Genomic DNA, 23,289 nt, shown 5'->3' with positions numbered 1-23,289 from the left:
GTCTTGGGGGGATGGGTGGCTTTGTTGCACAAATCGCGGTCGGGGTTGCACTGTCTGAAACCAGCGCGATAGCTAAGGGCGATAACCAGTCGGCCCCTACGAACGACAAGACCAAGTATTGGTCGCCTTCCAATGAGAGCTTAAAGCGACGCGGGTCGTTGTCGATCTGGTTTGATCCAGAGATGGTTTGGACGCCGCCGCCAAACGGCAAGGCGGTCGGCAGGCAACTTGGTTCGTCCAGAGCCTGCTGCAACTGGTCGGGCTAGATCGGGCCGCGCCGGATTTCAGCACCTTATGTCGACGTCAGAAAGCACTGAATGTGAGCCTGCCGTATCGTGTTGCCTAGGGGCCTCCCCTACCGTGATATCATTTTGTGATGCACTGCCGGGCAATGGATGCATTGTATGAAACGACTCGGCCAATCGCTGATGGTGAGGGACTTCGAACGACAGGTCGCGGAGATCCAAACCCGCGTCAACGTCCTCAGCCGCCACACGGCACTTGGCAAATCTATCACTGAGCCACTAGGCTAAAGTCCGTCTGGAGCAAGGGGAAAGCCGTCATTCACCCGATTTGTGCATCAAAGCCCCCTTAGGCTCCGAAAACTGTGTTTTGCAGCCTGTGTCAAAAGTTATTGATACTGAGTACAGGCAGGCCGCAGGACCAAGTTAAAGCAAAGCAGATAAGGCAAGCCATCCGGCGCATTCCGTCGCCAATTGCACAGCCCCCAACACGTCACCGGTTTGACCTCCTATCAATCGTTTGGCTTGAAAAGAGAGCGCTGCAGCAACACCAGCCATCGCCAAAAGGGCAACAAGGCCGGACCAGCCTAGCGGCCAAACGATCACAACGGTCAAAGCCAGTCCGGCCCAAATACGCCAGCCGCCGGTTTTAGAGGCCTTAAACCCCATCCCGTCCTGGCGCGCGGGCGGCACAAATTCCTGCACAGCCAGCATGAAAAAACGACTGCTAACCGCCATGATAATCAACGGCCAGAGCACAGCGCCCGACTGAAAAACCACAAACATCGCTTGCGCTTTTAGGGCGATGGTCAAACCAAGCGCGAGGACGCCATAAGAGCCGATCCGACTATCTCGCATGATTTCAAGGCGGCGCGATTTGGTATGCCCACCACCGAAACCATCCGCGAGATCCGCCATGCCATCCTCATGCAAACCACCGGTAAGAAGGACGCCAATGGCCACAACCAAAAGTGCAATTACGCCATAGTGAAACCCAAGCGCCTGCGCGATGCCCGCCACAACCGCCATTACAAGCCCGAGCGCCAACCCAATCAACGGATAGGCCCATCTTGCGTCTGGCAACTCCGGCACGGGGTCACTCAGAGTGCCCATAGGCACCCGTGTCAGCAGCATTCCCGCCAGGCGTAACTCTTTGACACGGCGGGAAAACTGGGTCATCCGCCGGACACTCCGGCCTCTGCAAAGGTCGCCATTCCGTTGTGGCATTCAAGGGCGCTGCGTAAAATGCCAAGCGCCAAAGCCGCGCCTGACCCCTCGCCCAAGCGCATGTCAAAATCCAACACCGGCGCTTTACCCAGAGCCTCCAACAGTCGTTGGTGACCGGGTTCCGCGCTGCGATGGCCAACAAGGCAATGATCGAGGAACGCCGGGTCAACCGCAAACAAAGGTGCTGCAGCCGCCGTACAAATAAACCCGTCCAAAATCACCGGAATGCGGGCTGCCCGCGCCGCTAGAATAGCGCCGCAAATCGCGGCTTGCTCGCGTCCTCCGAGGGCCGCCAAAATGCCAAGGCCGGACGCATCTCTGTGCAAACTGACACCGCGTGACACCGCTGAAACCTTGCGTTCCACGCCTTGATCGTCAGAGCCAGTGCCCCGGCCGACCCAATCATGGGCGGTGCCACCAAACACGGCATTGGCAAGGGCTGCGGCAACGGTCGAATTCCCGATTCCCATCTCGCCTAAGACCAAGACTTTCGCCGTCACATCCACCGCCGACGCACCAGTTGCGAGCGCTTTTAACGTGTCCGCATCGCTCATTGCAGGACCGGTGGTGAAATCCGCCGTTGGACGGTCAAGCTCAAGCGCAATCGCGGATAAATCCGCTCCATTCGCCCGGCACAGCTGATTGATCGCGGCTCCGCCGGCTTCGAAATTCGCCACCATTTGCAGGGTCACTTCCTGGGGGAATGGGTTCACACCTTGGGCGCAAACACCATGGTTGCCCGCGAAAACAAGCGCCTGAGCCTTGTCAATGACAGGTTTTTCTACCCCTTGCCATCCGGCCATAAAGATCGCCAACTCTTCAAGCCGCCCCAACGCACCGGGGGGCTTGGTCAAACTGTCCTGACGGGCACGCGCCGCGTCAGCCGCAGCATTATCGACCTGAGGCAAGGTGGGTATCTGATCTTTCAATCCGTCCAACGCGGTCAGTTCAAATTTCAATGTCATTCGGTTTCACCTTCATTGGATAGCCAGCCACGGCGAGATACAGCTCGTCGCAGCTTTGGGCAATGATCTGATTGACGCGGCCTGCTTCGTCGCGAAATCGCCGTGCAAGCGCGTTTTCCGGCACAATTCCTGCGCCAACTTCATTTGTAACAAAGACCACCGGTGATGATTGCGTCTCGATGACATCGGCCAACTCCTGCGCGGCCTGCGCACAATCGCGGTCATGATGCATCAGGTTCGACACCCAAAGTGTCAGGCAATCCACCAAACGCGGCCCCTGCCCGTCCGACGCCACCAAGGCCTGTCTGATATCCAAGGGCTCTTGGATCGTGTGCCATTCAGCGCCGCGGCGCGCTTGATGCGTCTCAATCCGTGCGGTCATCTCAGAATCAAACGCTTGTGCTGTGGCGATATAGATCGGCCCAGCTTGCGTTTTCGCAGCCAAACGTTCGGTAACACGCTCAGCTATGACGCTTTTTCCCGACCGGGCCCCGCCGGTTATCAGTATCGACTTGCTCATGGCGTCATGAAAAAGCAGAAACAAGCCGCAAGTGAAAGAGGAATAACGACCGTGCAAACCTGCGCAGCGACAGAGCTTCATTTCATCCGCCATGCGCCGGTGATCGGTGATGGTCGGGTATATGGCCGTCGCGACGTCGCTGCGGATTGTTCCGATTCTGGCAGATTTGACACCCTGCGCGACAGTCTTCCTGACATGGATCGGGTGCTGTGCAGCCCGGCATTGCGCTGTGTTCAAACCTTGCGCACCCTGTGGCCAAATGTGTCTCCCGTGTTGAATGATGCGCTCTGGGAGCAGGACCTCGGCGATTGGGAAGACCAAGCGTTTTCTGACCTTCCAGATATCGGAGCATTGGATGGCGCGGATTTGGCTGCGTTTGCCCCACCTCAGGGCGAAAGCTTTGACGATCTTTGTGCTCGGATTCTTCCAATTCTACGTCTTGCGCAACCCGGTCACACCGCGATCATCGCCCATGCCGGAACAATTCGTGCGGCCCTTTCTATTGCCTTGGGCCATGCCCCCCACGCCCTCCGATTTGAGATTGACACCCTGTCTGTGACAACACTCTCTGTGCTCCCAAAGGGCGTTTTTGGCATCAAAAAGGTCAACTCATGCTGTTGAGAACCTCAGTTGCGGGGCATTTCGGGGAGTTGATGCAAGGTCGGCTTGGGCAACATGGGCCTGTTGTACTCGTCACTTTACCCTGCCCGGCACTCTGTGTTCACGCGCGCGCCGTGCCATCGTTGCGGACCGAAATCTACAGCCCTCAACGCATTTTGTCCGCCCAAAGGGCGCGGCGGTTTCGCCATGGCATCCAAGCCCCTACCCAGCAACGGATCACGCTGCACAGCGACATGCCCCCCGGCGGCGGTGCCGGAGCTTCGACCGCAGCATTGGTTGCTTTGGCCCAGTTGTCTGGCCGTCGAATAGATCCGGCCGACTTGGCCAAAGCCTGTCTCAAAATCGAAGGTGCCACCGATCCTTTGATGTTTCCCCAACCCGAGCAAATGCTATGGGCCTCTCGGCAGGCCCGTGTGATTTCGCCCCTGCCTGTCCTGCCCAAGATTGAGGTTATCGGTGGTTTTTTCGGACCGCTTTGCACAACGATGCCGGGCGACGAAAACTTTGCCGATATTTCCGATCTGGTGCCGCAATGGACACAGGCAACGCATGACCAAGACCTCAAAACCATCGCGCAGCTCACGACAACATCTGCATTGCGGAATTTGAAACAGCGCGGCATCGCCAATGATCCGACCATTGAAATGGCACGCAATCTCAATGCCTTGGGCGTCGTCATGGCCCATACTGGTGCCGCGCGCGGGTTGATTTTTGCGCCAAACTCGGTCCCACTCCGGGCCAGAGCCACCCTTAAATCCGCCGGGTTCTCTAGGCTGGTTCAGTTCAAAGCCGGAGGCAACGGATGAGCTTTGCAATCGCCATGATCATCGCCTTGACCCTCGACACATTGATTGGCTGGCCCAAACCGGTGTTTGACCGTATCGGTCATCCTGTCACGTGGATTGGTGCCGCCATTTCCTCATGCGAACGGCATTGGAACAGCGGGTCTTCTGCAAGGCGGTTTGTGCTGGGCGCGGCGACCACACTCTGCGTCGTTGCCGCCGCCTTGGCGATCTCGCTCTTTGCCACCCTTTGGCTACCGGATAACTGGATCGGAACCCTTGTCACGGGTATTTTGGCCTGGCCGTTGATCGCCGCGCGTTCCATGTATACCCATGTCCAAGACGTCGCGCGCCCTTTGTCCACCCAGGACTTGCCTGCTGCACGCAAGGCGGTTTCCATGATTGTTGGGCGTGATCCGGCCCAGCTTGACGCCCCCGCAGTGACCCGCGCTGCATTGGAAAGCCTGGCCGAAAACAGCTCAGATGGCATTGTCGCTCCGATCTTTTGGGGCGCTGTCTTTGGCCTGCCCGGCATCGCGGCCTACAAGGCCATAAACACGTTGGATTCGATGATTGGCCATCGAAGTAACCGGTACGAATACTTCGGCAAAACCGCGGCACGGCTCGATGATCTGGTAAACCTGATCCCCTCTCGTCTCACGGGCCTGCTTTTTGCCTTGGTGTCGCAACACCCGATCACGGCGCTGCGCTGTATCTGGCAGGACGCGCGCCACCACAGATCTCCCAACGCCGGTTGGCCCGAAGCCGCAATGGCCGGAGCCTTAGCCGTGCGCCTCTCTGGTCCCCGCATTTACGGCCAGACGATCAATGATGAACCTTGGGTTAATGGCACCTGCCCCGACCCGACCCCGACGGATCTCAAGCACGGATTGCAGCTCTATACCTTTGCCTTGCTTGCCTTGGCGCTTGGGCTTGCTTTATGGGCCTTGAGATAGGGAGGAAGGTTTATGCGTGACCATGGTGGGAATATTGATGGGGCTCGGGCCCAGTTCGGCGGGAACGCTTCGGATTGGATCGACCTGTCGACCGGCATCAATCGCGTGCCCTATCCGGTGCCTGACCTGTCAGCCGCAGCCTGGCAATCTTTGCCCACCCAGACGGCCCTGACCAGCCTCAAACAAGCCGCTGCGAAGGCCTATCACACCACGGCCTCCATCTTGCCCGTCGCCGGGGCACAAGCCGCGATTCAGATGATGCCAAGGTTTCGCTCGGTGGGATTGGCGCGGGTGCTTGGCCCCACCTATAATGAGCATGCGGCCTCGTTGCGTGCAGCGGGTTGGACCGTCGAGGATGTTGGTACGCTTGACGCCCTCTCTGGCGCCGACCTTGCGGTTGTCGTGAACCCCAACAACCCAGACGGGCAAGAAACTTCACCAAAGGAGTTGTTAGCCTTATCGTCCAAAGTGGGCCATTTGGTCGTCGATGAGAGTTTTGCAGACGCACGACCAGACCTGAGCCTTGCGCCACATATGGACCATCTCAACACCCTGTTCGTGCTGCGCAGTTTTGGTAAGTTTTACGGATTGGCCGGATTGCGGCTCGGATTTGTGTTAAGCCATCCCGACAATATTTCACAGCTTGCCGATATGTCGGGGCCATGGCCCGTTTCAGGCATCGCGATCGAAGTCGGCCGCCGGGCCCTTTTGGATTCCGAGTGGGCAATCAGTACAATTTCGCGCCTAAATCAGGAGGTTTGCCAAATGGATTCACTGGCCCAGACCGCCGGATGGACAGTGCGAGGCGGCACAGAACTGTTTCGTCTGTATGAAACGCCAAGCGCACAGAACGCCCAATATAAACTTGCTCAAAAACACATTTGGAGCCGAATTTTTCCGTGGTCTCCTACACTTATAAGGCTTGGAATGCCCGGAACCACAGCTGAATGGGCCCGTCTGAGCGAGGCATTGCAATGAATTTTAACGAGGTTCAACAACAAGCCTTATTCGACCTGCTGACATGGCGGCGCGACACGCGCCATTTTGAAACGACCCCAGTTGATGATGTAACACTCGCCAAATTGCATCAGGCTATGGAGTTGGCCCCATCTGTCGGAAACGCCCGACCTTGGCGGGTGTTCAACGTGAGTTCTTTGGACAAACGAGGACAGGTGCGCGCCGAATTTCTAAAGTGTAACCAACAAGCTGAAGAAAAATACGAAGGCCCGACGCGCGACGCCTATAAAAAACTGAAACTCGCCGGGTTAGATATGGCCCCCGTCCAGTTGGCCGTATTCACCGAAACCGCGCCAGAAGAAGGTCGCGGTTTGGGGCGACAAACCATGCCAGAAACCTTGGCACAATCCACGTCGATGGCGATTTTCAGCCTGTGGTTGACGGCGCGCAGCTGCAATTTAGGTGTGGGAATGGTGTCGATTTTGGATCCCCGGCGTATGGAAACGCTGTTTGATGTGCCATCGTCATGGAGATTTAACGCCTATCTGTGTATCGGCCATCCTAGTTTTCAAGATGACACACCGCTTTTGCACAAAGTCGGTTGGCAAGAAAACACCAGCAATACATGGGAAGAAGTCTAAGCCGAAAGGCCAAATAACCCACTGACATCTAAATGCTTTTCCAAATGATCGGCAAGGTCATTCAACGTGACTTCGACACTTGCGCCGTAACATAGCGTGCCGGCTTCCACCCCAAAACTCTGCAAATACGCACGACGAAACAGGTCTGAGCTGAACAATCCGTGCAAATACGTCCCGCTGACCTGCCCGTCTACAGATGTTGCGCCTTCTGGGACACCGTCAATTCTGGCGAACGGCCGGTCGCAATCGGGGCCGTGACTGCGCCCAATGTGGATTTCATAGCCATCGACCGTTTGGCCAGACGCCTCGTGACATGCCGTGACCTGCGTCAATTGTTTGCTGGGCGTCATGAGCGTTTCGATATTCAAAAGCCCAAGGCCACGATCCTCACCCGCAATGCCTTCGATCCCTTCCGGGTCTTTGATGACCTGGCCAAGCATCTGATATCCGCCGCAAATTCCAAGAACATGTCCTCCACGTCGAACATGGGCCGCCAAATCGATATCCCAGCCTTGCGCCCGCAAAAACGCCAAATCTCCACGGGAGGATTTACTTCCCGGTATGATAACCAAATCGGTGTCGCCTGGAATAGCCTCTCCCGGAGACAACATCGTTAAATCAATGCCAGGCTCCTGAGACAACGGATCCAAATCATCGAAATTGGCTATGCGCGACAGACGCAGACACACGACGCGAAGCCCATGCCCCTTGCTTCGTTTTGGCAAGTCCAACGCGTCTTCGGCAGGCAATTTAAACGCGTCATTGAAAAACGGAACAACGCCATAACCCGGCCAGTGGCTTTGACCTTCGATCATAACATACCCATCATCGAATAAACTCGGATCGCCACGAAACTTGTTGATAATAAATCCTTTTACCAAATCGGCATCTGAAGGGTCCAACACAGTTTTTGTCCCTATGATCTGCGCAATGACGCCACCACGATCAATATCGCCAACCAGTACCACCGGCACATTTGCGGCTTGGGCAAAGCCCATATTTGCGATGTCACCAGGTCGCAGATTTACTTCGGCGGGGCTTCCTGCGCCTTCAACCAAAACCAAATCATACTTTGATTTGAGACGATGAAAGCTTTCCAATACCGATGTCAAAAGCCGTGGCTTCAATTTGGAATATTCTCTTGCTTTACAGGTCGTTATGCGGCGACCTTGAACAACAACTTGTGCCCCCACATCGGTTTCCGGTTTTAGCAAAACCGGGTTCATGTCTGTGTGGGGGGCTAGCCCACAAGCAAGCGCCTGTAGGGCTTGGGCCCGCCCGATTTCACCACCGTCCGACGTTACAGCGGCGTTGTTCGACATGTTTTGCGGCTTAAATGGAGCAACAGACAGGCCCCGACGCTGAGCCGCGCGGCACAGACCCGCGACCAACATGGATTTCCCCACATTGGAGCCCGCGCCTTGAATCATGAGAGCCTTGCTCATCCCGCAAGGTCTTCGGGATTCAAAAACGCTTCAACCGCCGCCGACGCCATGACCAATACGTTCCCACTGTCAGGGTTCGTGACATCCAATCCGCCCAAAACGGCCTTAACTGTCACTTGCCCACGCGGCAATTTTTCCGCCAGGGCGACACAGTCGACAGCTTTAGGTTTTTGAACGCCAACAGTCACTTGCACTGCCATCTTCATGTGATCAACGCCCAAGGCATCGAACATAGGGATGGATGAATGACGAATGGCGTCTTCTATCGCGCGGGCTGCGGCCTTGGTGTAATCCTGACCATATTGGTCGTTTCCCATCCCCATTTCGATAATGAACCGCTGCATTTACGTCTCCATTTCAAAGCTAACAGAAATCGCAACATTGGCCATGACTGTCGGTTTGCCCCCATCTTGGCGCGGGATGTCCAGACCACCTTTGACAACATGCACGTTGGGCTGCCCATATGGGAAAACAGCTTCGATTTGGGCAATATCCACGGCGTCCGGGTTGGCGACGCCAATCTCAACATCAATCAGCATATCGCTTTTGGGGCGGTCAAAAAGCTCGGCCAGGTTGATAGAATTGTGCCAGAGCGCGTTTTTGACCCCGCGCACCGACGCTTCGGTGTAATCTTGGCGGCGCAACGATGTGCCAAGGCCAAATTCCGTCAACAATCGCTTGCGCATCATTAAAACTCCACGCCTTTTTGGCCCTTAATTCCCGAGCGAAACGGGTGTTTGACCAACGTCATTTCGGTGACCAAATCCGCCAATTCGATCAGCTCGTCTTTGGCATTGCGCCCAGTGAGCACCACATGGGTCATCTCTGGTTTTTCGTCGCGCAAAAAGTCAACGACGTCATTGATATCTAAATAGTCATAACGCAGAGCAATGTTGATTTCGTCGAGCAGAACCATCTTGATCTCAGGGTCTCGAATAAGCTCTTTGGCCTTTTCCCATCCCTTTTTCGCAGCAGCGATGTCGCGTTCCTTGTCTTGGGTTTCCCAGGTAAACCCTTCTCCCATTGCGTAAAATTGGCACAGATCGTTGAAGTTTGCCTCGATAAGAGTGCGTTCACCCGTTTGCCACGCCCCTTTGATGAACTGCACCACAGCGCAGGGCATTTCGTGGGCGATACACCGCAAAATCATGCCAAAACCAGACGAGGATTTGCCTTTGCCCGGCCCGGTATGGACAATAACGAGGCCCTTTTCGCCCTCTTTACTGGCCATGATTTTGTCGCGTGCAGCCTTCTTTTTGGCCATCTTCATTGCGTGGCGTTCGGTGTCGGCACTCATCTAGGGCTCTCCTGCTAGCGGCTCAGGGTCGGAGTTGAAACGCAGCGAAGCGCGGCTGTCAATGGCCCGCGAAACAGCAGCGGATAAATTGCAAAACCAGCGAATAGACCTGCGACCTCATGTCAAACAGGGGACATTTCACTGTTAGCGGCAACACTGCCAATCACCGTTGCTGTCAAACGAAACAAATTGCGAAATTCCTTTTGAACCGTCGTTTTCAGCGCTCAAACTGCCCCCCTTGATGCTTGACAATCTATGGCCCGCTGCCTCATGTGCCTCTCGTTGGTTCCTGTCTTGCGACAGGCGAAGAGGGAATGTGAAACGTCACGATTGTGACCCAAGCGCAGCCGCCCCCGCGACCGTGACCGGAGAGGTCGCCGCGCCACTGGCAAAATGCCGGGAAGGTGGGCGAACCGCCGGGGCTACAGCCCCGAGATCCGCAAGCCGGGAGACCTGCCAACGAGATGAATTGCAACGGGCGAACGGGGTGTTTCGCGTCCGGCTTTGATGGGCCTTTGCCCCTCATGCTGGCCATCCCCCTTTTGCCATAAAAAGGACGGATCTATGGCTGATGTCACGCTCATGGTTTGCACCACCTGCCGCGCTGGAGCGCCAACGGATGATACCGGCCCGCGTGCGGGTGCGCAGCTTTTTGATGCGCTAAACGCCCAAAATCTACCTTCAACTGTCACGTTGCGCCCTGTTGAGTGCCTATCGGCCTGCACGCGCGGGTGTTCGATGGTGTTATCGGGTGGCCCGCAACGTTGGACATATGTTTATGGCGATCTAAACGCCAACGACCATGTTGAGGACATCGTCTCAGGTGTCGCCGCCTATGCCGAAACCCAAGATGGTATCGTACCGTGGCGCCAGCGCCCGGTGATTTTTCGCAAGCAATCCCTAGCCCGCATTCCGCCCCAGGAGACACCGAATGACTGATCTGTCCAAAATTCCCGTCACAGTGATTACTGGCTTTCTTGGTGCCGGTAAAACCACTCTGATCCGCCACCTGATGATGAATCCCCAGGGCAAACGGTTGGCGGTTTTGGTCAATGAGTTCGGCACGGCGGGCGTGGACGGAGACATTCTCAAAAGCTGCGCAGACGAGAATTGCCCCGAAAACAACATCGTAGAGTTGGCCAATGGCTGTATCTGTTGCACCGTCGCAGACGACTTTATTCCCACCATCGAAGCCTTGATGGCTTTGCCGGAGAAACCAGAACACATCTTGATCGAAACCTCGGGATTGGCCCTGCCCAAACCCCTTCTAAAGGCTTTTGACTGGCCGGCGATCAAGTCGCGGATCACCGTTGACGGTGTGATCACCCTCGCAGACGCCGAAGCCGTTGCCTCCGGTCAGTTCGCGCCGGATTTGGACGCAGTTCAGGCGCAGCGCGATGCCGATGACAGCCTTGATCATGAAACGCCATTGTCTGAGGTCTTCGAGGATCAAATCTCTTGTGCTGATATTGTGCTGTTGTCCAAGGCGGATCTGGCAGGAGACGCCGGTATCGCCAAAGCCCGCGCGGTTATTGAAACCGAAGCGCCCCGCAAGTTGCCCATCATTCCGATGACCGAGGGAGTGGTTGATCCCCGCGTGGTATTGGGTTTGAACGCAGCGGCCGAAGATGATTTGGAGAGCCGCCCCAGCCATCACGATGGTCATCATGATCATGAACATGACGACTTTGACAGTATCGTCATTGATCTGGGTGAAATCGCCAATCCGGATGCACTGCAAAACAACATTGAACGCCTTGCCAAAGAGCAAAACATCCTACGTGTCAAAGGGTATGTTGCTGTGCAAGGAAAGCCCATGCGGATGCTGGTTCAGGCTGTAGGAGCCCGGGTTCGTGCACAATTTGACCAACCCTGGGGCGCTCAGGAACGTCGCACTCAGCTGGTTGTTATCGCGGAACATGACCACATCAACGAAGCCGCTATTCGGCAAGTTCTGGAAGCCTAAACCGCTATGCATGTCGTCTTTCGCGAAAGTCATGGGCTTGATGAAACGGATATTCCGCAAGATCTTGGGCAAACCCCAGCAGATCTTGTGGTTTTGTCCTTTTCTGATAGTGACCTTGGGGCTTTTTCGGCGGGCTGGCATCGCGCAAATGGAACGCTTCCGAGCCTGCGTCTCGCCAATATTGTTGCACTGAAGCATCCGCTGTCCGTGGACACCTATGCCGAACAAACGCTTGATGGTGTCAAAGGTATTCTGGTGCGGTTGATCGGTGGCGAAAGCTATTGGTCATACGGCATTGCGACCTTACAGGATCTGGCACGACGGCGCGGAATCGCTTTGGCGGTTTTACCGGCGGATGGCCGCCCTGATGCGCGGCTAGACGAGGTCTCGACTCTTCCTGTGTCCACGCTCCGACGGTTGCAGGCACTGTGTGACGCAGGCGGTGCTGTCGCCGCGCAAGCCGCTCTTGCACAGCTTGCATTGGCGGCTGGACTCTATGCCGGTCCGGTTCCAGGCGAAAAAACGGTCCCGGAAATGGGATTTTATGATCCTGTATCCGGTGTGATTGATGCGCCGCCCCCTTCGGACACCCCCCTGATACTGGTGTCCTTTTACCGGTCCTACCTGACGTCTGCGGATACATCCCCGGTGGATGCGTTGATTGAGGCTTTCAGAACCCGTGGGTTCCAAGCATATGGAATGTTCGCACCAAGCTTGAAATCACCCAAAGCAGCCGCTTGGGTGCGAGAGCAGAGCAATCGGCTGCTCCCATCTGCGATCATGAACGCAACTGCGTTTTCTGCCCAAGGCAGCGATGGCACCCCCTCGCCTCTCAATGAAACCGAATGTCCTGTTTTCCAAGTCGCCTTGTCGACGGCGCGCAAAAAGGATTGGGCCATTGCGGATCGAGGATTGTCCCCGACGGATTTGGCGATGCATGTGGTTTTGCCAGAAGTCGATGGGCGCATATTCAGCGGTGTCGCCAGCTTTAAACAGCCGGGTAAAAAAGACCCCAACCTTGAGTATTCAAGGTTTGCGCATCGGGCTGACACGGCCCGAATTGATGCAATTGCGGATCGTGTTCAGCGATGGCTTCGCCTGAGCTCGCTGCCGGTTTCGAACAAGCAAGTTGCCTTGGTTCTGTCGACTTATCCTGGCAAGTCACACCAATTGGCCCATGCGGTGGGGCTGGATGCACTGGCATCAGCGGACGAGATTCAGAAGACGCTTGACCAGAGCGGCATCAAAACGAATTTGGTTCCCGATTTGGGTTTAGCATTGGGCAAGGAAACAATCGCTTGGCCCGTGTCTGAATATCAGACGGCTTTGCAGGCACTTCCTAAGGCGCTTGTGGAAGATCTTACGGCGGCTTGGGGACCTGTTGAAAACGACCCTCTTTTTGACGCTGGCGTACTTCAGTTTCCGGGAATTCGTGCGGAAAATGCCCTCATTGCGTTACAACCGGAACGTGGCGAGCTGGACAGCCGTGTTGACGATTACCACGATTTGGAGCGCACACCGCGCCATTCCTATGTTGCTTTCTACCTGTGGCTGCGGTCGCAAATTGACGTCCTCATCCATATTGGCGCGCATGGCACTTTGGAGTGGTTGCCGGGCAAATCAGTTGCCCTGTCCGGTGACTGTTGGCCTGAAGTCTTGATCGGTGATTTGCCCGTTATTTACCCATTTATTGTCAATGACCCCGGCGAAGCTGCCCAGGCCAAACGCCGAATTTCCGCAGTTACAATTGGACATTTGCCGCCGCCCTTGGCCCAGACGAAACTACCCAAGGGAATGGGACGTCTTGAAAGCCTGTTGGACGAATATTCAACGGCTGACGGGCTTGATCCGGCCCGGCGTGACAGACTTGTTTCTGACATTAGGTCCGAGGCGCAAGGCACTGGAGTTGAGGCAGATTTGGGGCTGAGCGCTGACACAAGCGCCGCCGAAGCCATCACCCGCATTGACGCGTTTGTATGTGACATCAAAGAAAGCCAATACGGCGAAGGTCTGCATGTTTTTGGCACCGGCGAATGTGGGGATCAGGAACGTGAAGGTCTGATGAAAGCCATGTCCGGCCGATTGGTCTCCCCCGGCCCGTCTGGATCGCCGTATCGCGGACGATCTGATGTCTTGCCGACCGGTCGCAATCTTTTCACCACAGACCCACGTGCCGTACCGTCCCGATCGGCCCATGTTCAGGGGGTAAAACTGGCGGAGGAATTATTGCGCCGTCATTTGCAAGACCAAGGCGATTGGCCGCGTGGTTTGGTGATTGATCTTTGGGGATCAGCGACAATGCGCACGGCGGGCGAAGAATTTGCCATGGCGCTGCATCTCGCGGGGCTTGCACCGAAATGGGATGAAGGATCCGAGCGGGTCTCCGGGTTTGAGGTTGTGCCTTTGGCTCTTTTGGGACGGCCACGAATTGATGTCACCCTGCGTGTTTCAGGTCTGTTTCGCGATGTCTTCCCAGGACTTGCACAGATGTTTGAAGCCGCGGCCGGAGCGCTCGCACTGCGCGATGAACCCAGCGAAGAAAACCCCTACGCCACGAAAATCCCACGGGTTTATGGACCCAGACCGGGCCAGTATGGTTTGTCGATGACAGAACAGCTCGACACCTATACACAAGAGGCCCGCCACGCCGCAGGTGAGGCTTGGTTGACAGCTTCCAGTCATTCTATTGACGCCAAGGGTAACATCAAAAACGACCGGGAAAGCCTTGAAACAAGAGTGAAATCTGCTGATGCCTTTGTTCACCTCCAAGATCTTCCTGAAACTGACATTCTCATGGCCTCTGACTATGCTGCACATGAGGCCGGATTTGCTGCGGCAGTGGCCCGATTGGGGGGGGTTGCGCCGTCCCAGTATCATCTGGACGCCACCCGACCGGATAAGCCCGTCGCCCGTGAGCTGACCGAAGAAATTGCCCGTGTGACCAGAGCCCGAGCAGCAAATTCCGATTGGATCACGTCGATGATGCAGCACGGGTTTCGCGGTGGAGCCGAAATCAGCGCGACATTAGATCATATGGCCGCTTTTGCTCATCTCGCCCATGTGGTTCCCGCGCATCTATTTGACCTATACTTTGAGGCGACTTTGGGTCGCGAGGACCTCGTGGAGTTTATGGAAAAGCACAATCCGGCGGCGCTTCGGGCCATGCAGGATCGGTTTGCGGCACTCCAGAAGGCCGGTTTATGGATCACCCGGCGCAATTCGATCATCGCCCGCCTAGAGGACTCAGCATGAGTGCGCCCATTGTCAAAGGCTGGTGCCCCGGCGCATTGCGCCCAATGATGTCCGGCGATGGATTGGTCGTGCGCATTCGTGCGCCTTTGGGTCGGATTAGTCAGGACCAGGCCAAAGGTATCGCCTTGGCGAGCGAGCGATTTGGAAATGGGGTGATAGATTTATCAGCCCGCGCCAATCTACAAATCCGCGGTGTTTCCACAGCTTCTCACCCTGAAATCGTGACCGCATTGGGCGAAATTGGCCTTATCGATTCAGACCCATTGATCGAAGCGCGGCGCAATATCACTGTGTCGCCGTTCTGGTCAGAGCGTGACGCAACCCACAAAATTTCAGAGCATTTGAACCTTGTGCTTTGCACAAACAACGCCCCGCAAACACCTGGGAAGTTTGGTTATACTGTCGATTGCGGTCCCGCGCCAGTTTTGTCTCAGGCAGCTGCAGACATTCGGATTGAACGGGCCCAAAACGGGCAGTTGATGGTCCGCGCCGACGGAGCCGATTTTGGAGCACCGGTCACCGAAGACACAGCAGTTCAGACCGCGCTGGACTTGGCACATTGGTTCTTGGATAGCGGTGGAGCACCGTCTGGCCGTGGAAGAATGGCACATCATTTATCCAATGGTGCGGTGCTTCCCAGTGGTTTTGACGTTTTGGCCAAGAAACCAGAAGGCCAAAGCATAGATTTGGACCAGCACAGCCAATTCGGCACTTTGGTGGCTTTTGAATTTGGCCAACTCACATCCAAAACACTGCGCCATTTGGCCTCCTTGGGTGGGCTGAGGCTCACCCCTTGGCGCATGATATTGGTCGAAAACTGCACGAATGTGCCGGAATTCCCTGGTATTCTCACACCATCCGACGCCCCATTGTTACGGGTTTCGGCCTGCACCGGTGCGCCGGGATGCCCACAGGCCCTATCGTCAACACGTGACCTCGCCCGCCAGTTGTCATCCATTCTCGGCCCTCATCAGTCGCTTCACGTGTCAGGCTGTAGAAAAGGCTGCGCGCATCCGGGACCCGCGGAGGTTACCGTGACCGCAACCGCTGAGAACCAATTTGACCTGATCAACAATGGCCGTGCCTCCGATCAGCCCGACATCACGGGTCTAAGCCCAGCAGACCTGCACAACCACATAACCAATAGAGGCAGCTAAATGCCCCACACATATGAAAAAAATGGCGCGGCCATTTACAAGGAAAGCTTTGCCACGATCCGTCGTGAAGCCGAACTTGGGCGGTTTTCAACCGACGAAGAACCTGTTGTCGTTCGAATGATTCATGCGCTTGGCATGGTTGGACTAGAAAAACACGTGAAGTTTTCGACCGGTATGGCAACCATCGCTCGTCAAGCTTTGCGGGACGGCGCGCCAGTGCTTTGTGACGTTCGGATGGTGTCCGAAGGGATCACCCGCCCTCGTCTCCCAGCGGCCAACCAAATCATTTGCACTTTGCAAGACCCGCGGGTGCCGGACATGGCCAAAAACATGGGCAACACACGCTCTGCCTGTGCGCTTGAGCTTTGGCGCCCGCATTTGGAAGGTGCTGTTGTTGCGATTGGGAACGCTCCGACCGCGCTGTTTCACCTTTTGAACATGCTGAAAGACCCCGAGTGTCCGCGCCCTGCCGCCATCATCGGATGTCCTGTCGGTTTTGTCGGTGCCGCCGAAAGCAAAGACGCGCTTATGGCAGATCTGCCTGTGCCTTCAATGATTTGCCAAGGACGGCTGGGCGGCTCGGCGATCACGGTGGCCGCCGTCAATGCTCTGGCAAGCTGGAAGGAATGAAAATGGGCAAGGTTATTTGTGTCGGGCTCGGCCCCGGTGATCCAGAACTGATGAGCGTGCGTGCAGACCGGCTTATTCGCGGGGCCAACCACGTCGCCTATTTTCGGAAACTTGGGCGCACCGGGCAGGCACGTAAGATCGTCAACGGGATGATTGGCGACACGGCTGTCGAACATCCAATGGAATATCCGGTCACCACCGAAATTCACTTTTCCGACCCGGAATACAATCGGTTGCTTTCGGAATTTTATGATGACTGGGCAGGTCGGCTTGCAAAAATAGCTAAAGATCAGGACGTTATCGTTCTTTGTGAAGGTGACCCCTTCTTTTATGGGTCCTTCATGCATCTGCATTCGCGCTTGCAATCCTTGGCAGAGGTCGAAGTTGTTCCCGGTATCACCGGGATGTCCGGTTGTTGGACGGCAACGGGCACGCCCATCACATGGGGTGACGATGTTTTGACGGTATTGATGGCGACATTGCCGGAGGAAGAACTCGCGCGGCGCGCGGCCGATACGGATGCCTTGGCTGTGATGAAGATCGGACGAAACCTCCCCAAGCTAAAGCGTGCTTTGGAAACGGCAGGTCGGCTCGAGGATGCTTGGTTGATTGAGCGTGGGACGATGGAAGGCCAGCGTATTCAACGCCTAGCAGAAGCGACAGGAGATTGGCCCTATTTCACCATCGCGGTGGTGCACGGCCAGGGACGCCGGCCATGAGCGGATGGGTTCAGGTCGCTGGGCTGGGCCCCGGTGACGATGGAATGGTCACCCGAGAGGTCCATGATGCCATTTGTGATGCCACTGATATCGTTGGATATATCCCCTATGTTCGCCGGATTGCGCCGCGTCCGGGATTGACTTTGCATGAAAGCGACAATCGGGTTGAAATCGACCGTGCCAAACACGCGTTGGACATGGCTGCGCAAGGGCACCGGGTGGTTGTTGTGTCTTCGGGTGATCCGGGTGTATTTGCCATGGCCTCCGCTTTGTTCGAGGCACTCGAAGATGGACCGATTGAATGGCTTGATCTCGACATTCGGATTTTACCGGGGGTGACCGCAATGCTGGCGGCAGCGGCGCGATTGGGCGCGCCTCTTGGCCATGATTTTTGTGCGATCAATCTTTCGGACAACCTCAAACCCTGGGCGTTGATCGAGACGCGATTGCGTTTGGCTGCGCAGGCAGGATTTGCGATGGCTTTCTACAATCCCCGATCAAAATCCCGCCCCCATCAGTTCGGTCGTGCACTTGAGATTCTGCGTGAAGAATGCGGGGGTTCAACGTTGATTTCATTTGCAAAAGACGTGACCAAACCGTCGCAAAACCTCGTCACGATCCCCTTGTCAGAGGCCACCGTCGACATGGCGGACATGCGCACAGTCGTGATTGTCGGAAACCAAGACACACGGCAAATTGGGCGTTTTGTTTACACTCCAAGGCGTGTCGAATGATCAAGCCACGCCAAGACTTGATCCAAATTGCCCAAAACCATGCGCGAGGTGACCTTGGGCCGATTGACCATGATCACCGGCACCCCAAGTTCGCGCGCGGCGTCAATCTTGGCACGAGCCCCGCTTCCCCCCGAGTTTTTGGCCACAATGACCTCGATTTTATGGTTCAAAAGCATGGCCTTGTCGGACGGTGCTGTGAAAGGCCCCCGGTCAATCACAACCGAGGTGTTGCTCAAAGGCAGGGCAAGTTGTGGGTCATCCACCAGGCGAAGCAAATAATGATGATGATCCGCGCGGGAAAATTGCGACAGATTTTGCTTGCCAATCGCCAAGAAGACCTTGGTGGGGGCCATTGGCAAGGCGGCCATCGCGGCGGCCAAATCAGGAACCTCTTGCCAGTTATCCCCCGGTCCTGCTTGCCATGGCGCACGCTCAAACCCACAAAGCGGAATCCCCGCTTTGAAACAGGCCTGAACGGCATTCATGCTCATTTGGGCGGCAAAAGGGTGCGTCGCATCAACAACTTGCCCGATCCCTTCACAGGTCAGATAATCGGCCAAGCCATCCGCTCCGCCAAATCCGCCAATCCGCGTTGGCAGTGGCTGAGCAATGGGCGAGTTGGTGCGGCCGGCATAGGAAAACACGGCATCAGCACCGCGCTTGGCCAAGGCTGCCGCCAATTGGCTGGCTTCTGTTGTCCCGCCAAGGATAAGGATGCGTGTCATGTCTGATCCCATAACTGGCCCGTGGCTCACGATTATTGGCATTGGTGAAGATGGCTTAGACGGGCTATGCGCAGCAAGCAAGGCCGCCATTGCCGACGCCGAAACAGTATTTGGCGGGCCCCGGCATTTGACGTTGGCCGGCCTCGGGGCGGATCTCGGGGCTCATCCTGGGACTTTGGGCGACACCAGAGGGACACCATGGACCGTGCCTTTCTCAATCCAGCCAGTGTTGGACAAACGCAACCGCAAGACTGTGATTTTGGCGTCTGGTGATCCGTTTTGGTTTGGCGCGGGTGGCTCCATCACCAGCCAGTTGAGCGCTGGCGAATGGGTCTCTTATCCCGGAGCCTCGATTTTTTCGCTGATCGCGGGCCAGATGGGATGGCGCATCGAAGAGACACTTTGCATGGGTCTTCATGCCGCTCCGTTTGAGCAGATGGTTCCGGTTTTGGCCCCCGGTCGCAAAGTCATTTGCACATTGAGGGACAGGCAAGCGCCAAAACATCTTGCGACATGGCTGACTGACAGCGGATTTGGCGCGTCTGAAATGACCGTGTTCGAAGCGACGGGTGGGCCAAATTCCAAACAATGGCTGGCCAGAGCCGACAGTTTTGACCACAGCGGCATCTCCGCCCCGGTCGCCGCTGCAATCACCGCGCAGGGCGCGCACGGTCTGCCTCAGGCGGCTGGCTTGCCGGATGATCGTTTTGCAAATGACGGGCAAATCACCAAACGCCCAATCCGTGCTCTGTCACTCTCGGCTTTACAACCACGTTATGGCGATACCCTGTGGGACATTGGGGCCGGGTCGGGATCAATCTCGGTTGAGTTTTTGCTGGCCGCCCCCAACACCAAGGCAACGGCCTTTGAGACGCGCCCGGATCGGGCGCAAAACATCATTGAAAACGCGCGTAAATTTGGGCTATCCCATCGGCTCGAAACAATCATCGGCACCGCAGGCGATGAGATCACCAAGCTGATTTCGACCGGGATGGCACCGCCAAACACGGTGTTTGTTGGTGGTGGTGCGTCGGCGGAATTGATTGCTCTGATTTGGGACGTGGTTCCAGAGGGAACGCGGATCGTTGCAAATGCTGTCACGTTGGAAACCGAAAGTCTGTTGATGCAAGAGCACTCTGATAAGGGCGGTGACCTGCTGCGCGTTGAATTGGCCGAGGCAGCACCGCTTGGCCGTATGCGTGGCTGGAACCGCGCCCGGCCCGTCATTCAATGGAGTGTCACACGATGAAAGTCGCCGGATTAGGGTTTCGTGCCGGTGCGACCAAGGCGGCATTGAACGACGCCTATTTGGCGGCGGGAGGCGGTGCGGATGCACTGGCAACATCGTCGCATAAATCGCAGGCGGCTGTGGTTTCCGAATTTGCCCGCGATCTGAACTTGCCACTTTTGTTCATTGACAGTGGCGACCTGACAGCGCAATCCACCCTGACACATTCGCCCCGTCAGCTGGCGCAATTTGGCACGGGATCTGTCGCCGAAGCAGCGGCTTTGGCAGCCGCCGGACCACAGGCAAGCTTATTGGGGCCACGCAGCACATCGCCTTGCGGCATGGCAACCGCGGCAATAGCACAAGGACCAAACCTATGACCGTTCACTTTATCGGCGCAGGCCCCGGTGCCGCTGATCTGATCACTTTGCGTGGCCGCGATTTGATCGCAGCTTGCCAGGTTTGTCTGTATGCGGGGTCATTGGTGCCCGAGGCTTTGTTGTCGTATTGCCCCGAGGGCGCGCGGATTGTGAACACCGCACCGCTGTCGCTTGATGACATCATTACCGAGATCAAAACCGCCCATGATGCCGGCCAGGATGTGGCGCGATTGCATTCTGGGGATCTCTCGGTGTGGTCCGCTTTGGGCGAACAAACCCGCCGCTTGCGCGCCTTGGACATCCCCTATGATGTTACGCCGGGAGTGCCGGCTTTTGCTGCGGCATCTGCGGCGTTGGGGGCGGAATTCACTCTGCCCGGCGTTGCGCAATCCTTGGTTTTGACCCGGACATCTGGCCGGGCCTCGTCAATGCCTGACGCGGAAACGCTTGAGAATTTCGGCAAAACAGGCGCGACACTGGCGATCCATTTATCGGTTCACGTCTTGGAAGATGTGATTGCCCGATTGACCCCGTATTATGGTGCCGACTGCCCTGTGGCAGTGGTCTGGCGCGCCACTTGGCCCGATCAACGGATCGTTAAAGCCACGTTGGAAACGCTCGAAGCGGCCACAGGCGGGGAACGCGGCCGCACCGCCTTGATTATTGTGGGCCGGGCAATTGGGGCTGAAGAGTTTGATGAAAGCTGTCTTTATGCCGGTGATTACGACCGTCGTTACCGACCGGTTGGCACCAATCCACGCTTTCCAGAGGGCGTAGAATGAGCACAGGTATGTCCACACCCGGCCTTGTGATTTCGGCTCCGGCGTCGGGGACTGGCAAGACCACCTTGATGCTTGGCCTGTTGCGGGCGTTTTCACAGCAAGGTTTGGCGGTCCAGCCGTTCAAAAGCGGACCCGATTATATCGACCCGGCCTTTCACCGCGCCGCCTCTGGACGTCCATCGGTAAATTTGGACAGTTGGGCCATGTCACGCGGCATGATCGCCGACCAGATCAGTGCCGGGCAGGATGCGGATTTGGTGCTGGCCGAAGGGTCAATGGGCCTGTTTGACGGGGTCGCGGTGACCGGGGAAAGTGGAAATGGAGCCAGCGCCGATATTTCCGAAATGACCGGCTGGCCGGTGGTCTTGGTTGTGGATGTGTCTGGTCAGGCGCAATCAGCCGCCGCTGTTGCCAAGGGATTTGCAACCTACAACCCAAATGTGACACTGGCCGGGGTGGTGTTGAACCGCGTTGCGTCCCCGCGGCACGAAGCCTTGACCCGTGTTGGGATGGACGCCATGGGGATTGAGGTGCTTGGTGCCCTGCCCCGTGTGAAATCCATAGAAATGCCGGAACGGCATTTGGGGCTTGTGCAGGCCCAGGAACAAGACGGTCTGGATGCGATCCTGACCGAAGCCGCCAAGTTTGTCTCCGAACATGTTGATTTGGAGCGGCTGCGCGCTGCGGCCCAGCCAAGCCAGCCGATATCCAGCCCGAGCCAAAACGGCACAGTTCTGGACATGACACCGCCCGGTCAGCGCATTGCCTTGGCCCAAGATGATGCGTTTTCCTTTGTTTATCCGCATTTGCTTCAGGGGTGGCGCGCGGCTGGAGCGGAAATTCTGCCGTTTTCCCCTTTGGCAAACCAAGCCCCCGACACAAGCGCCGATGTCTGTTGGTTGCCCGGCGGCTATCCTGAATTGCATGCTGGCAAAATTGCTGCCGCTGACAAGTTCCGCACAGGCTTGCAGGTGTTTGCCCAAACCCGACCCGTGCATGGCGAATGCGGGGGCTATATGGCGATGGGCGCGGCCTTGATCGACAAGGACGGCACCCGTCACCAAATGGCCGGACTGTTGGGGCTGGTGACATCCTATGCCAAACGCAAAATGCATCTTGGCTATCGTCAGGCCACGTTGACCCATCCGCTGCCCGGTTTCGAAGCCCAAAGCCATTTGCGGGGGCATGAATTCCATTATTCCACCATTTTAGAGCAACCCGACGCGCCTTTAGCTTGCGTCCGCGATGCGACCGGCACAGAAGTGCCCGAAACCGGATCGGTGCGCGGCCACGCCAGCGGGACGTTTTTTCACTTGATCACAAAGGCCACAACATCATGAGCGGGTTTGTCAGTTTCGTTTCCTCCGGTCCCGGTGATCCTGAGTTGCTGACCGTCAAGGCTGTGAACCGGTTGCAAAATGCCGATGCGGTGCTTTTTGACGATCTGAGTTCCGGCCCGATCTTGGCCCATGCACGCGATGGTGCCGATATGATCGGCGTTGGCAAACGCGCCGGGCGACCGTCCCCAAAACAAGAGCATGTGAGCAAGCTGTTGGTGGAATATGCGCAGGCCGGTGGACGGGTTGTGCGGTTGAAATCCGGCGATGCGGGGGTGTTTGGGCGGCTTGAAGAAGAGCTGATCGCGCTGCGCGAGGCGGGTATTGACTATGAGATCATTCCCGGTGTGACCTCGGCTTCGGCCGCTGCCGCCGCTGCGGGCATTCCCTTGACCCGCCGTTTGACAGCCCGCCGTGTGCAATTTGTCACCGGCCATGACGTCACCGGCGCTTTGCCCGAAGATCTAAACATGGCGGCCTTGGCCGATGAGACCGTGACCACAGTGGTTTACATGGGGCGTCGCACCTTTGCGAAAATGGCAGATATGCTTATGGCAGCCGGTCTTGCAGGCGACACGCGTGCCATGCTGGCCGAAGCGGTGTCGACGCCCGAGCAGAAAATCAGCTTTCACACAGTTCAGGACTTGGCCCGAGATTTGGCGGGTCATCCCAGCCCCTCGCCCGCGCTCATTCTTTATGGACCGCTAGCGCAACCAGACGCTTGAC

General features: G+C 56.6%; 25 protein-coding genes, 1 pseudogene and 1 riboswitch. Of the genes and pseudogenes, 18 read left to right on the top strand and 8 right to left on the bottom strand.

The features are described from left to right. Positions 1 to 68 precede the first annotated feature (68 nt). Positions 69 to 337, top strand: a pseudogene (locus tag ACRBB0_RS14515) (transposase); the annotation flags it as partial. A gap of 331 nt (positions 338 to 668) precedes the next feature. Here the strand turns inward: ACRBB0_RS14515 and ACRBB0_RS14510 are convergent. The 3 genes from ACRBB0_RS14510 to cobU are packed head-to-tail and all read right to left on the bottom strand — an operon-like array spanning position 669 to position 2,954. Further along, positions 669 to 1,421 carry an adenosylcobinamide-GDP ribazoletransferase gene (locus ACRBB0_RS14510; protein WP_431375157.1) on the bottom strand — a complete coding sequence of 251 codons (753 nt, stop codon included), beginning with the start codon at positions 1,419 to 1,421 and terminating at the stop codon, positions 669 to 671. Continuing rightward, a complete protein-coding gene (gene cobT, locus ACRBB0_RS14505) occupies positions 1,418 to 2,434 on the bottom strand; it encodes a nicotinate-nucleotide--dimethylbenzimidazole phosphoribosyltransferase (RefSeq protein ID WP_431375156.1) in 1,017 nt (338 codons plus the stop codon). Before cobT ends, ACRBB0_RS14510 begins: the two co-directional genes overlap by 4 nt. Then, positions 2,418 to 2,954: a bifunctional adenosylcobinamide kinase/adenosylcobinamide-phosphate guanylyltransferase gene (gene cobU / locus ACRBB0_RS14500; protein WP_431375155.1), complete on the bottom strand. Its 537-nt coding sequence runs from the start codon at positions 2,952 to 2,954 to the stop codon at positions 2,418 to 2,420. Before cobU ends, cobT begins: the two co-directional genes overlap by 17 nt. Before the next feature lie 51 nt (positions 2,955 to 3,005). On the opposite strand from cobU, the gene ACRBB0_RS14495 reads away from it, so the two are divergent. From ACRBB0_RS14495 to bluB, 5 genes are read left to right on the top strand one after another with little or no spacing between them, the layout of a single operon-like run. After that, positions 3,006 to 3,575, top strand: a complete 570-nt coding sequence (locus ACRBB0_RS14495; protein WP_431375154.1) for a histidine phosphatase family protein — start codon at positions 3,006 to 3,008, stop codon at positions 3,573 to 3,575. Beyond that, positions 3,566 to 4,381, top strand: a complete 816-nt coding sequence (locus ACRBB0_RS14490; RefSeq protein WP_431375153.1) for a propanediol utilization protein — start codon at positions 3,566 to 3,568, stop codon at positions 4,379 to 4,381. Before ACRBB0_RS14495 ends, ACRBB0_RS14490 begins: the two co-directional genes overlap by 10 nt. Next, positions 4,378 to 5,313 (top strand): adenosylcobinamide-phosphate synthase CbiB, encoded by a 936-nt coding sequence (cbiB, locus tag ACRBB0_RS14485; RefSeq protein ID WP_431375152.1) that lies wholly within the window; start codon positions 4,378 to 4,380, stop codon positions 5,311 to 5,313. The genes ACRBB0_RS14490 and cbiB overlap by 4 nt, the downstream gene beginning before the upstream one ends. 12 nt (positions 5,314 to 5,325) lie before the next feature. Further along, positions 5,326 to 6,291, top strand: a complete 966-nt coding sequence (gene cobD, locus ACRBB0_RS14480; protein ID WP_431375151.1) for a threonine-phosphate decarboxylase CobD — start codon at positions 5,326 to 5,328, stop codon at positions 6,289 to 6,291. Then, positions 6,288 to 6,911, top strand: coding sequence for a 5,6-dimethylbenzimidazole synthase (bluB, locus tag ACRBB0_RS14475; protein WP_431375150.1), 624 nt, complete (start codon positions 6,288 to 6,290; stop codon positions 6,909 to 6,911). Before cobD ends, bluB begins: the two co-directional genes overlap by 4 nt. Here the strand turns inward: bluB and ACRBB0_RS14470 are convergent. The 4 genes from ACRBB0_RS14470 to cobO are packed head-to-tail and all read right to left on the bottom strand — an operon-like array spanning position 6,908 to position 9,653. After that, positions 6,908 to 8,356: a cobyric acid synthase gene (locus tag ACRBB0_RS14470; protein WP_431375149.1), complete on the bottom strand. Its 1,449-nt coding sequence runs from the start codon at positions 8,354 to 8,356 to the stop codon at positions 6,908 to 6,910. The genes bluB and ACRBB0_RS14470 overlap by 4 nt on opposite strands. Then, the gene (locus ACRBB0_RS14465) at positions 8,353 to 8,700 is read right to left on the bottom strand and encodes a Lin0512 family protein (protein WP_431375148.1); all 348 of its coding nucleotides are present in this window, start codon (positions 8,698 to 8,700) and stop codon (positions 8,353 to 8,355) included. The genes ACRBB0_RS14470 and ACRBB0_RS14465 overlap by 4 nt, the downstream gene beginning before the upstream one ends. Continuing rightward, positions 8,701 to 9,045, bottom strand: coding sequence for a Lin0512 family protein (locus ACRBB0_RS14460; protein WP_431375147.1), 345 nt, complete (start codon positions 9,043 to 9,045; stop codon positions 8,701 to 8,703). It lies immediately after the preceding gene. Further along, a complete protein-coding gene (gene cobO, locus ACRBB0_RS14455) occupies positions 9,045 to 9,653 on the bottom strand; it encodes a cob(I)yrinic acid a,c-diamide adenosyltransferase (protein WP_431375146.1) in 609 nt (202 codons plus the stop codon). The genes ACRBB0_RS14460 and cobO overlap by 1 nt, the downstream gene beginning before the upstream one ends. A gap of 266 nt (positions 9,654 to 9,919) precedes the next feature. Next, positions 9,920 to 10,128: riboswitch (cobalamin riboswitch) on the top strand. Between the two features lie 89 nt (positions 10,129 to 10,217). Between cobO and ACRBB0_RS14450 the strand changes: the two genes are divergently transcribed. Genes ACRBB0_RS14450 through cobJ form a run of 7 tightly spaced genes read left to right on the top strand, consistent with a single transcriptional unit; the run spans position 10,218 to position 18,111 of the window. Continuing rightward, entirely contained in the window at positions 10,218 to 10,592 is a 375-nt protein-coding gene (locus ACRBB0_RS14450) for a DUF1636 family protein (protein WP_431375145.1), read from the top strand. After that, positions 10,585 to 11,619, top strand: a complete 1,035-nt coding sequence (cobW, locus tag ACRBB0_RS14445; RefSeq protein WP_431375144.1) for a cobalamin biosynthesis protein CobW — start codon at positions 10,585 to 10,587, stop codon at positions 11,617 to 11,619. The genes ACRBB0_RS14450 and cobW overlap by 8 nt, the downstream gene beginning before the upstream one ends. Before the next feature lie 6 nt (positions 11,620 to 11,625). Then, positions 11,626 to 14,871, top strand: coding sequence for a cobaltochelatase subunit CobN (gene cobN, locus ACRBB0_RS14440; protein WP_431375143.1), 3,246 nt, complete (start codon positions 11,626 to 11,628; stop codon positions 14,869 to 14,871). Continuing rightward, positions 14,868 to 16,028, top strand: a complete 1,161-nt coding sequence (gene cobG / locus ACRBB0_RS14435; RefSeq protein ID WP_431375142.1) for a precorrin-3B synthase — start codon at positions 14,868 to 14,870, stop codon at positions 16,026 to 16,028. Before cobN ends, cobG begins: the two co-directional genes overlap by 4 nt. Beyond that, positions 16,029 to 16,658, top strand: coding sequence for a precorrin-8X methylmutase (locus ACRBB0_RS14430; protein WP_431375141.1), 630 nt, complete (start codon positions 16,029 to 16,031; stop codon positions 16,656 to 16,658). Between the two features lie 2 nt (positions 16,659 to 16,660). Next, on the top strand, positions 16,661 to 17,377 hold the full coding sequence (locus ACRBB0_RS14425; protein WP_431375140.1) for a precorrin-2 C(20)-methyltransferase: 717 nt from the start codon (positions 16,661 to 16,663) through the stop codon (positions 17,375 to 17,377). Further along, the gene (cobJ, locus tag ACRBB0_RS14420; RefSeq protein WP_431375139.1) at positions 17,374 to 18,111 is read left to right on the top strand and encodes a precorrin-3B C(17)-methyltransferase; all 738 of its coding nucleotides are present in this window, start codon (positions 17,374 to 17,376) and stop codon (positions 18,109 to 18,111) included. The genes ACRBB0_RS14425 and cobJ overlap by 4 nt, the downstream gene beginning before the upstream one ends. On the opposite strand, the gene ACRBB0_RS14415 is transcribed toward cobJ, so the two are convergent. Next, positions 18,087 to 18,836, bottom strand: a complete 750-nt coding sequence (locus ACRBB0_RS14415; protein WP_431375138.1) for a cobalt-precorrin-6A reductase — start codon at positions 18,834 to 18,836, stop codon at positions 18,087 to 18,089. The genes cobJ and ACRBB0_RS14415 overlap by 25 nt on opposite strands. Here ACRBB0_RS14415 and cbiT point away from each other — a divergent pair. The 5 genes from cbiT to cobA are packed head-to-tail and all read left to right on the top strand — an operon-like array spanning position 18,835 to position 23,288. After that, entirely contained in the window at positions 18,835 to 20,085 is a 1,251-nt protein-coding gene (gene cbiT, locus ACRBB0_RS14410) for a precorrin-6Y C5,15-methyltransferase (decarboxylating) subunit CbiT (RefSeq protein ID WP_431375137.1), read from the top strand. The two genes, ACRBB0_RS14415 and cbiT, sit on opposite strands and share 2 nt — an antisense overlap. After that, positions 20,082 to 20,444: a cobalamin biosynthesis protein gene (locus ACRBB0_RS14405; protein WP_431375136.1), complete on the top strand. Its 363-nt coding sequence runs from the start codon at positions 20,082 to 20,084 to the stop codon at positions 20,442 to 20,444. Before cbiT ends, ACRBB0_RS14405 begins: the two co-directional genes overlap by 4 nt. Further along, complete coding sequence (gene cobM, locus ACRBB0_RS14400; protein ID WP_431375135.1) at positions 20,441 to 21,226, top strand: precorrin-4 C(11)-methyltransferase; 786 nt, start codon at positions 20,441 to 20,443, stop codon at positions 21,224 to 21,226. The genes ACRBB0_RS14405 and cobM overlap by 4 nt, the downstream gene beginning before the upstream one ends. Further along, positions 21,223 to 22,566: a cobyrinate a,c-diamide synthase gene (locus tag ACRBB0_RS14395; RefSeq protein WP_431375134.1), complete on the top strand. Its 1,344-nt coding sequence runs from the start codon at positions 21,223 to 21,225 to the stop codon at positions 22,564 to 22,566. Before cobM ends, ACRBB0_RS14395 begins: the two co-directional genes overlap by 4 nt. After that, positions 22,563 to 23,288, top strand: coding sequence for a uroporphyrinogen-III C-methyltransferase (cobA, locus tag ACRBB0_RS14390; RefSeq protein WP_431375133.1), 726 nt, complete (start codon positions 22,563 to 22,565; stop codon positions 23,286 to 23,288). The genes ACRBB0_RS14395 and cobA overlap by 4 nt, the downstream gene beginning before the upstream one ends. Position 23,289 lies beyond the last annotated feature (1 nt).

This window comes from Pelagimonas sp., assembly GCF_050633425.1.
GTDB lineage: Bacteria > Pseudomonadota > Alphaproteobacteria > Rhodobacterales > Rhodobacteraceae > Pelagimonas.
This window is presented reverse-complemented; position numbering and strand designations above follow the sequence as displayed.

Excerpts from the sequence above, each read along its gene's own strand:
- ACRBB0_RS14465 (WP_431375148.1), bottom strand. The coding sequence starts at position 8,700 with ATGCAGCGGTTCATTATCGAAATGGGGATGGGAAACGACCAATATGGT.
- ACRBB0_RS14430 (WP_431375141.1), top strand. The coding sequence starts at position 16,029 with ATGCCCCACACATATGAAAAAAATGGCGCGGCCATTTACAAGGAAAGC.
- ACRBB0_RS14405 (WP_431375136.1), top strand. The coding sequence starts at position 20,082 with ATGAAAGTCGCCGGATTAGGGTTTCGTGCCGGTGCGACCAAGGCGGCA.
- cobD (WP_431375151.1), top strand. The coding sequence starts at position 5,326 with ATGCGTGACCATGGTGGGAATATTGATGGGGCTCGGGCCCAGTTCGGC.
- ACRBB0_RS14510 (WP_431375157.1), bottom strand. The coding sequence starts at position 1,421 with ATGACCCAGTTTTCCCGCCGTGTCAAAGAGTTACGCCTGGCGGGAATG.
- cobW (WP_431375144.1), top strand. The coding sequence starts at position 10,585 with ATGACTGATCTGTCCAAAATTCCCGTCACAGTGATTACTGGCTTTCTT.
- ACRBB0_RS14450 (WP_431375145.1), top strand. The coding sequence starts at position 10,218 with ATGGCTGATGTCACGCTCATGGTTTGCACCACCTGCCGCGCTGGAGCG.
- cbiB (WP_431375152.1), top strand. The coding sequence starts at position 4,378 with ATGAGCTTTGCAATCGCCATGATCATCGCCTTGACCCTCGACACATTG.
- cobT (WP_431375156.1), bottom strand. The coding sequence starts at position 2,434 with ATGACATTGAAATTTGAACTGACCGCGTTGGACGGATTGAAAGATCAG.
- cobN (WP_431375143.1), top strand. The coding sequence starts at position 11,626 with ATGCATGTCGTCTTTCGCGAAAGTCATGGGCTTGATGAAACGGATATT.
- ACRBB0_RS14415 (WP_431375138.1), bottom strand. The coding sequence starts at position 18,836 with ATGACACGCATCCTTATCCTTGGCGGGACAACAGAAGCCAGCCAATTG.
- cobJ (WP_431375139.1), top strand. The coding sequence starts at position 17,374 with ATGAGCGGATGGGTTCAGGTCGCTGGGCTGGGCCCCGGTGACGATGGA.
- ACRBB0_RS14490 (WP_431375153.1), top strand. The coding sequence starts at position 3,566 with ATGCTGTTGAGAACCTCAGTTGCGGGGCATTTCGGGGAGTTGATGCAA.
- ACRBB0_RS14395 (WP_431375134.1), top strand. The coding sequence starts at position 21,223 with ATGAGCACAGGTATGTCCACACCCGGCCTTGTGATTTCGGCTCCGGCG.
- cobO (WP_431375146.1), bottom strand. The coding sequence starts at position 9,653 with ATGAGTGCCGACACCGAACGCCACGCAATGAAGATGGCCAAAAAGAAG.
- bluB (WP_431375150.1), top strand. The coding sequence starts at position 6,288 with ATGAATTTTAACGAGGTTCAACAACAAGCCTTATTCGACCTGCTGACA.
- cbiT (WP_431375137.1), top strand. The coding sequence starts at position 18,835 with ATGTCTGATCCCATAACTGGCCCGTGGCTCACGATTATTGGCATTGGT.
- ACRBB0_RS14425 (WP_431375140.1), top strand. The coding sequence starts at position 16,661 with ATGGGCAAGGTTATTTGTGTCGGGCTCGGCCCCGGTGATCCAGAACTG.
- cobA (WP_431375133.1), top strand. The coding sequence starts at position 22,563 with ATGAGCGGGTTTGTCAGTTTCGTTTCCTCCGGTCCCGGTGATCCTGAG.
- ACRBB0_RS14470 (WP_431375149.1), bottom strand. The coding sequence starts at position 8,356 with ATGAGCAAGGCTCTCATGATTCAAGGCGCGGGCTCCAATGTGGGGAAA.
- cobM (WP_431375135.1), top strand. The coding sequence starts at position 20,441 with ATGACCGTTCACTTTATCGGCGCAGGCCCCGGTGCCGCTGATCTGATC.
- cobG (WP_431375142.1), top strand. The coding sequence starts at position 14,868 with ATGAGTGCGCCCATTGTCAAAGGCTGGTGCCCCGGCGCATTGCGCCCA.
- cobU (WP_431375155.1), bottom strand. The coding sequence starts at position 2,954 with ATGAGCAAGTCGATACTGATAACCGGCGGGGCCCGGTCGGGAAAAAGC.
- ACRBB0_RS14460 (WP_431375147.1), bottom strand. The coding sequence starts at position 9,045 with ATGATGCGCAAGCGATTGTTGACGGAATTTGGCCTTGGCACATCGTTG.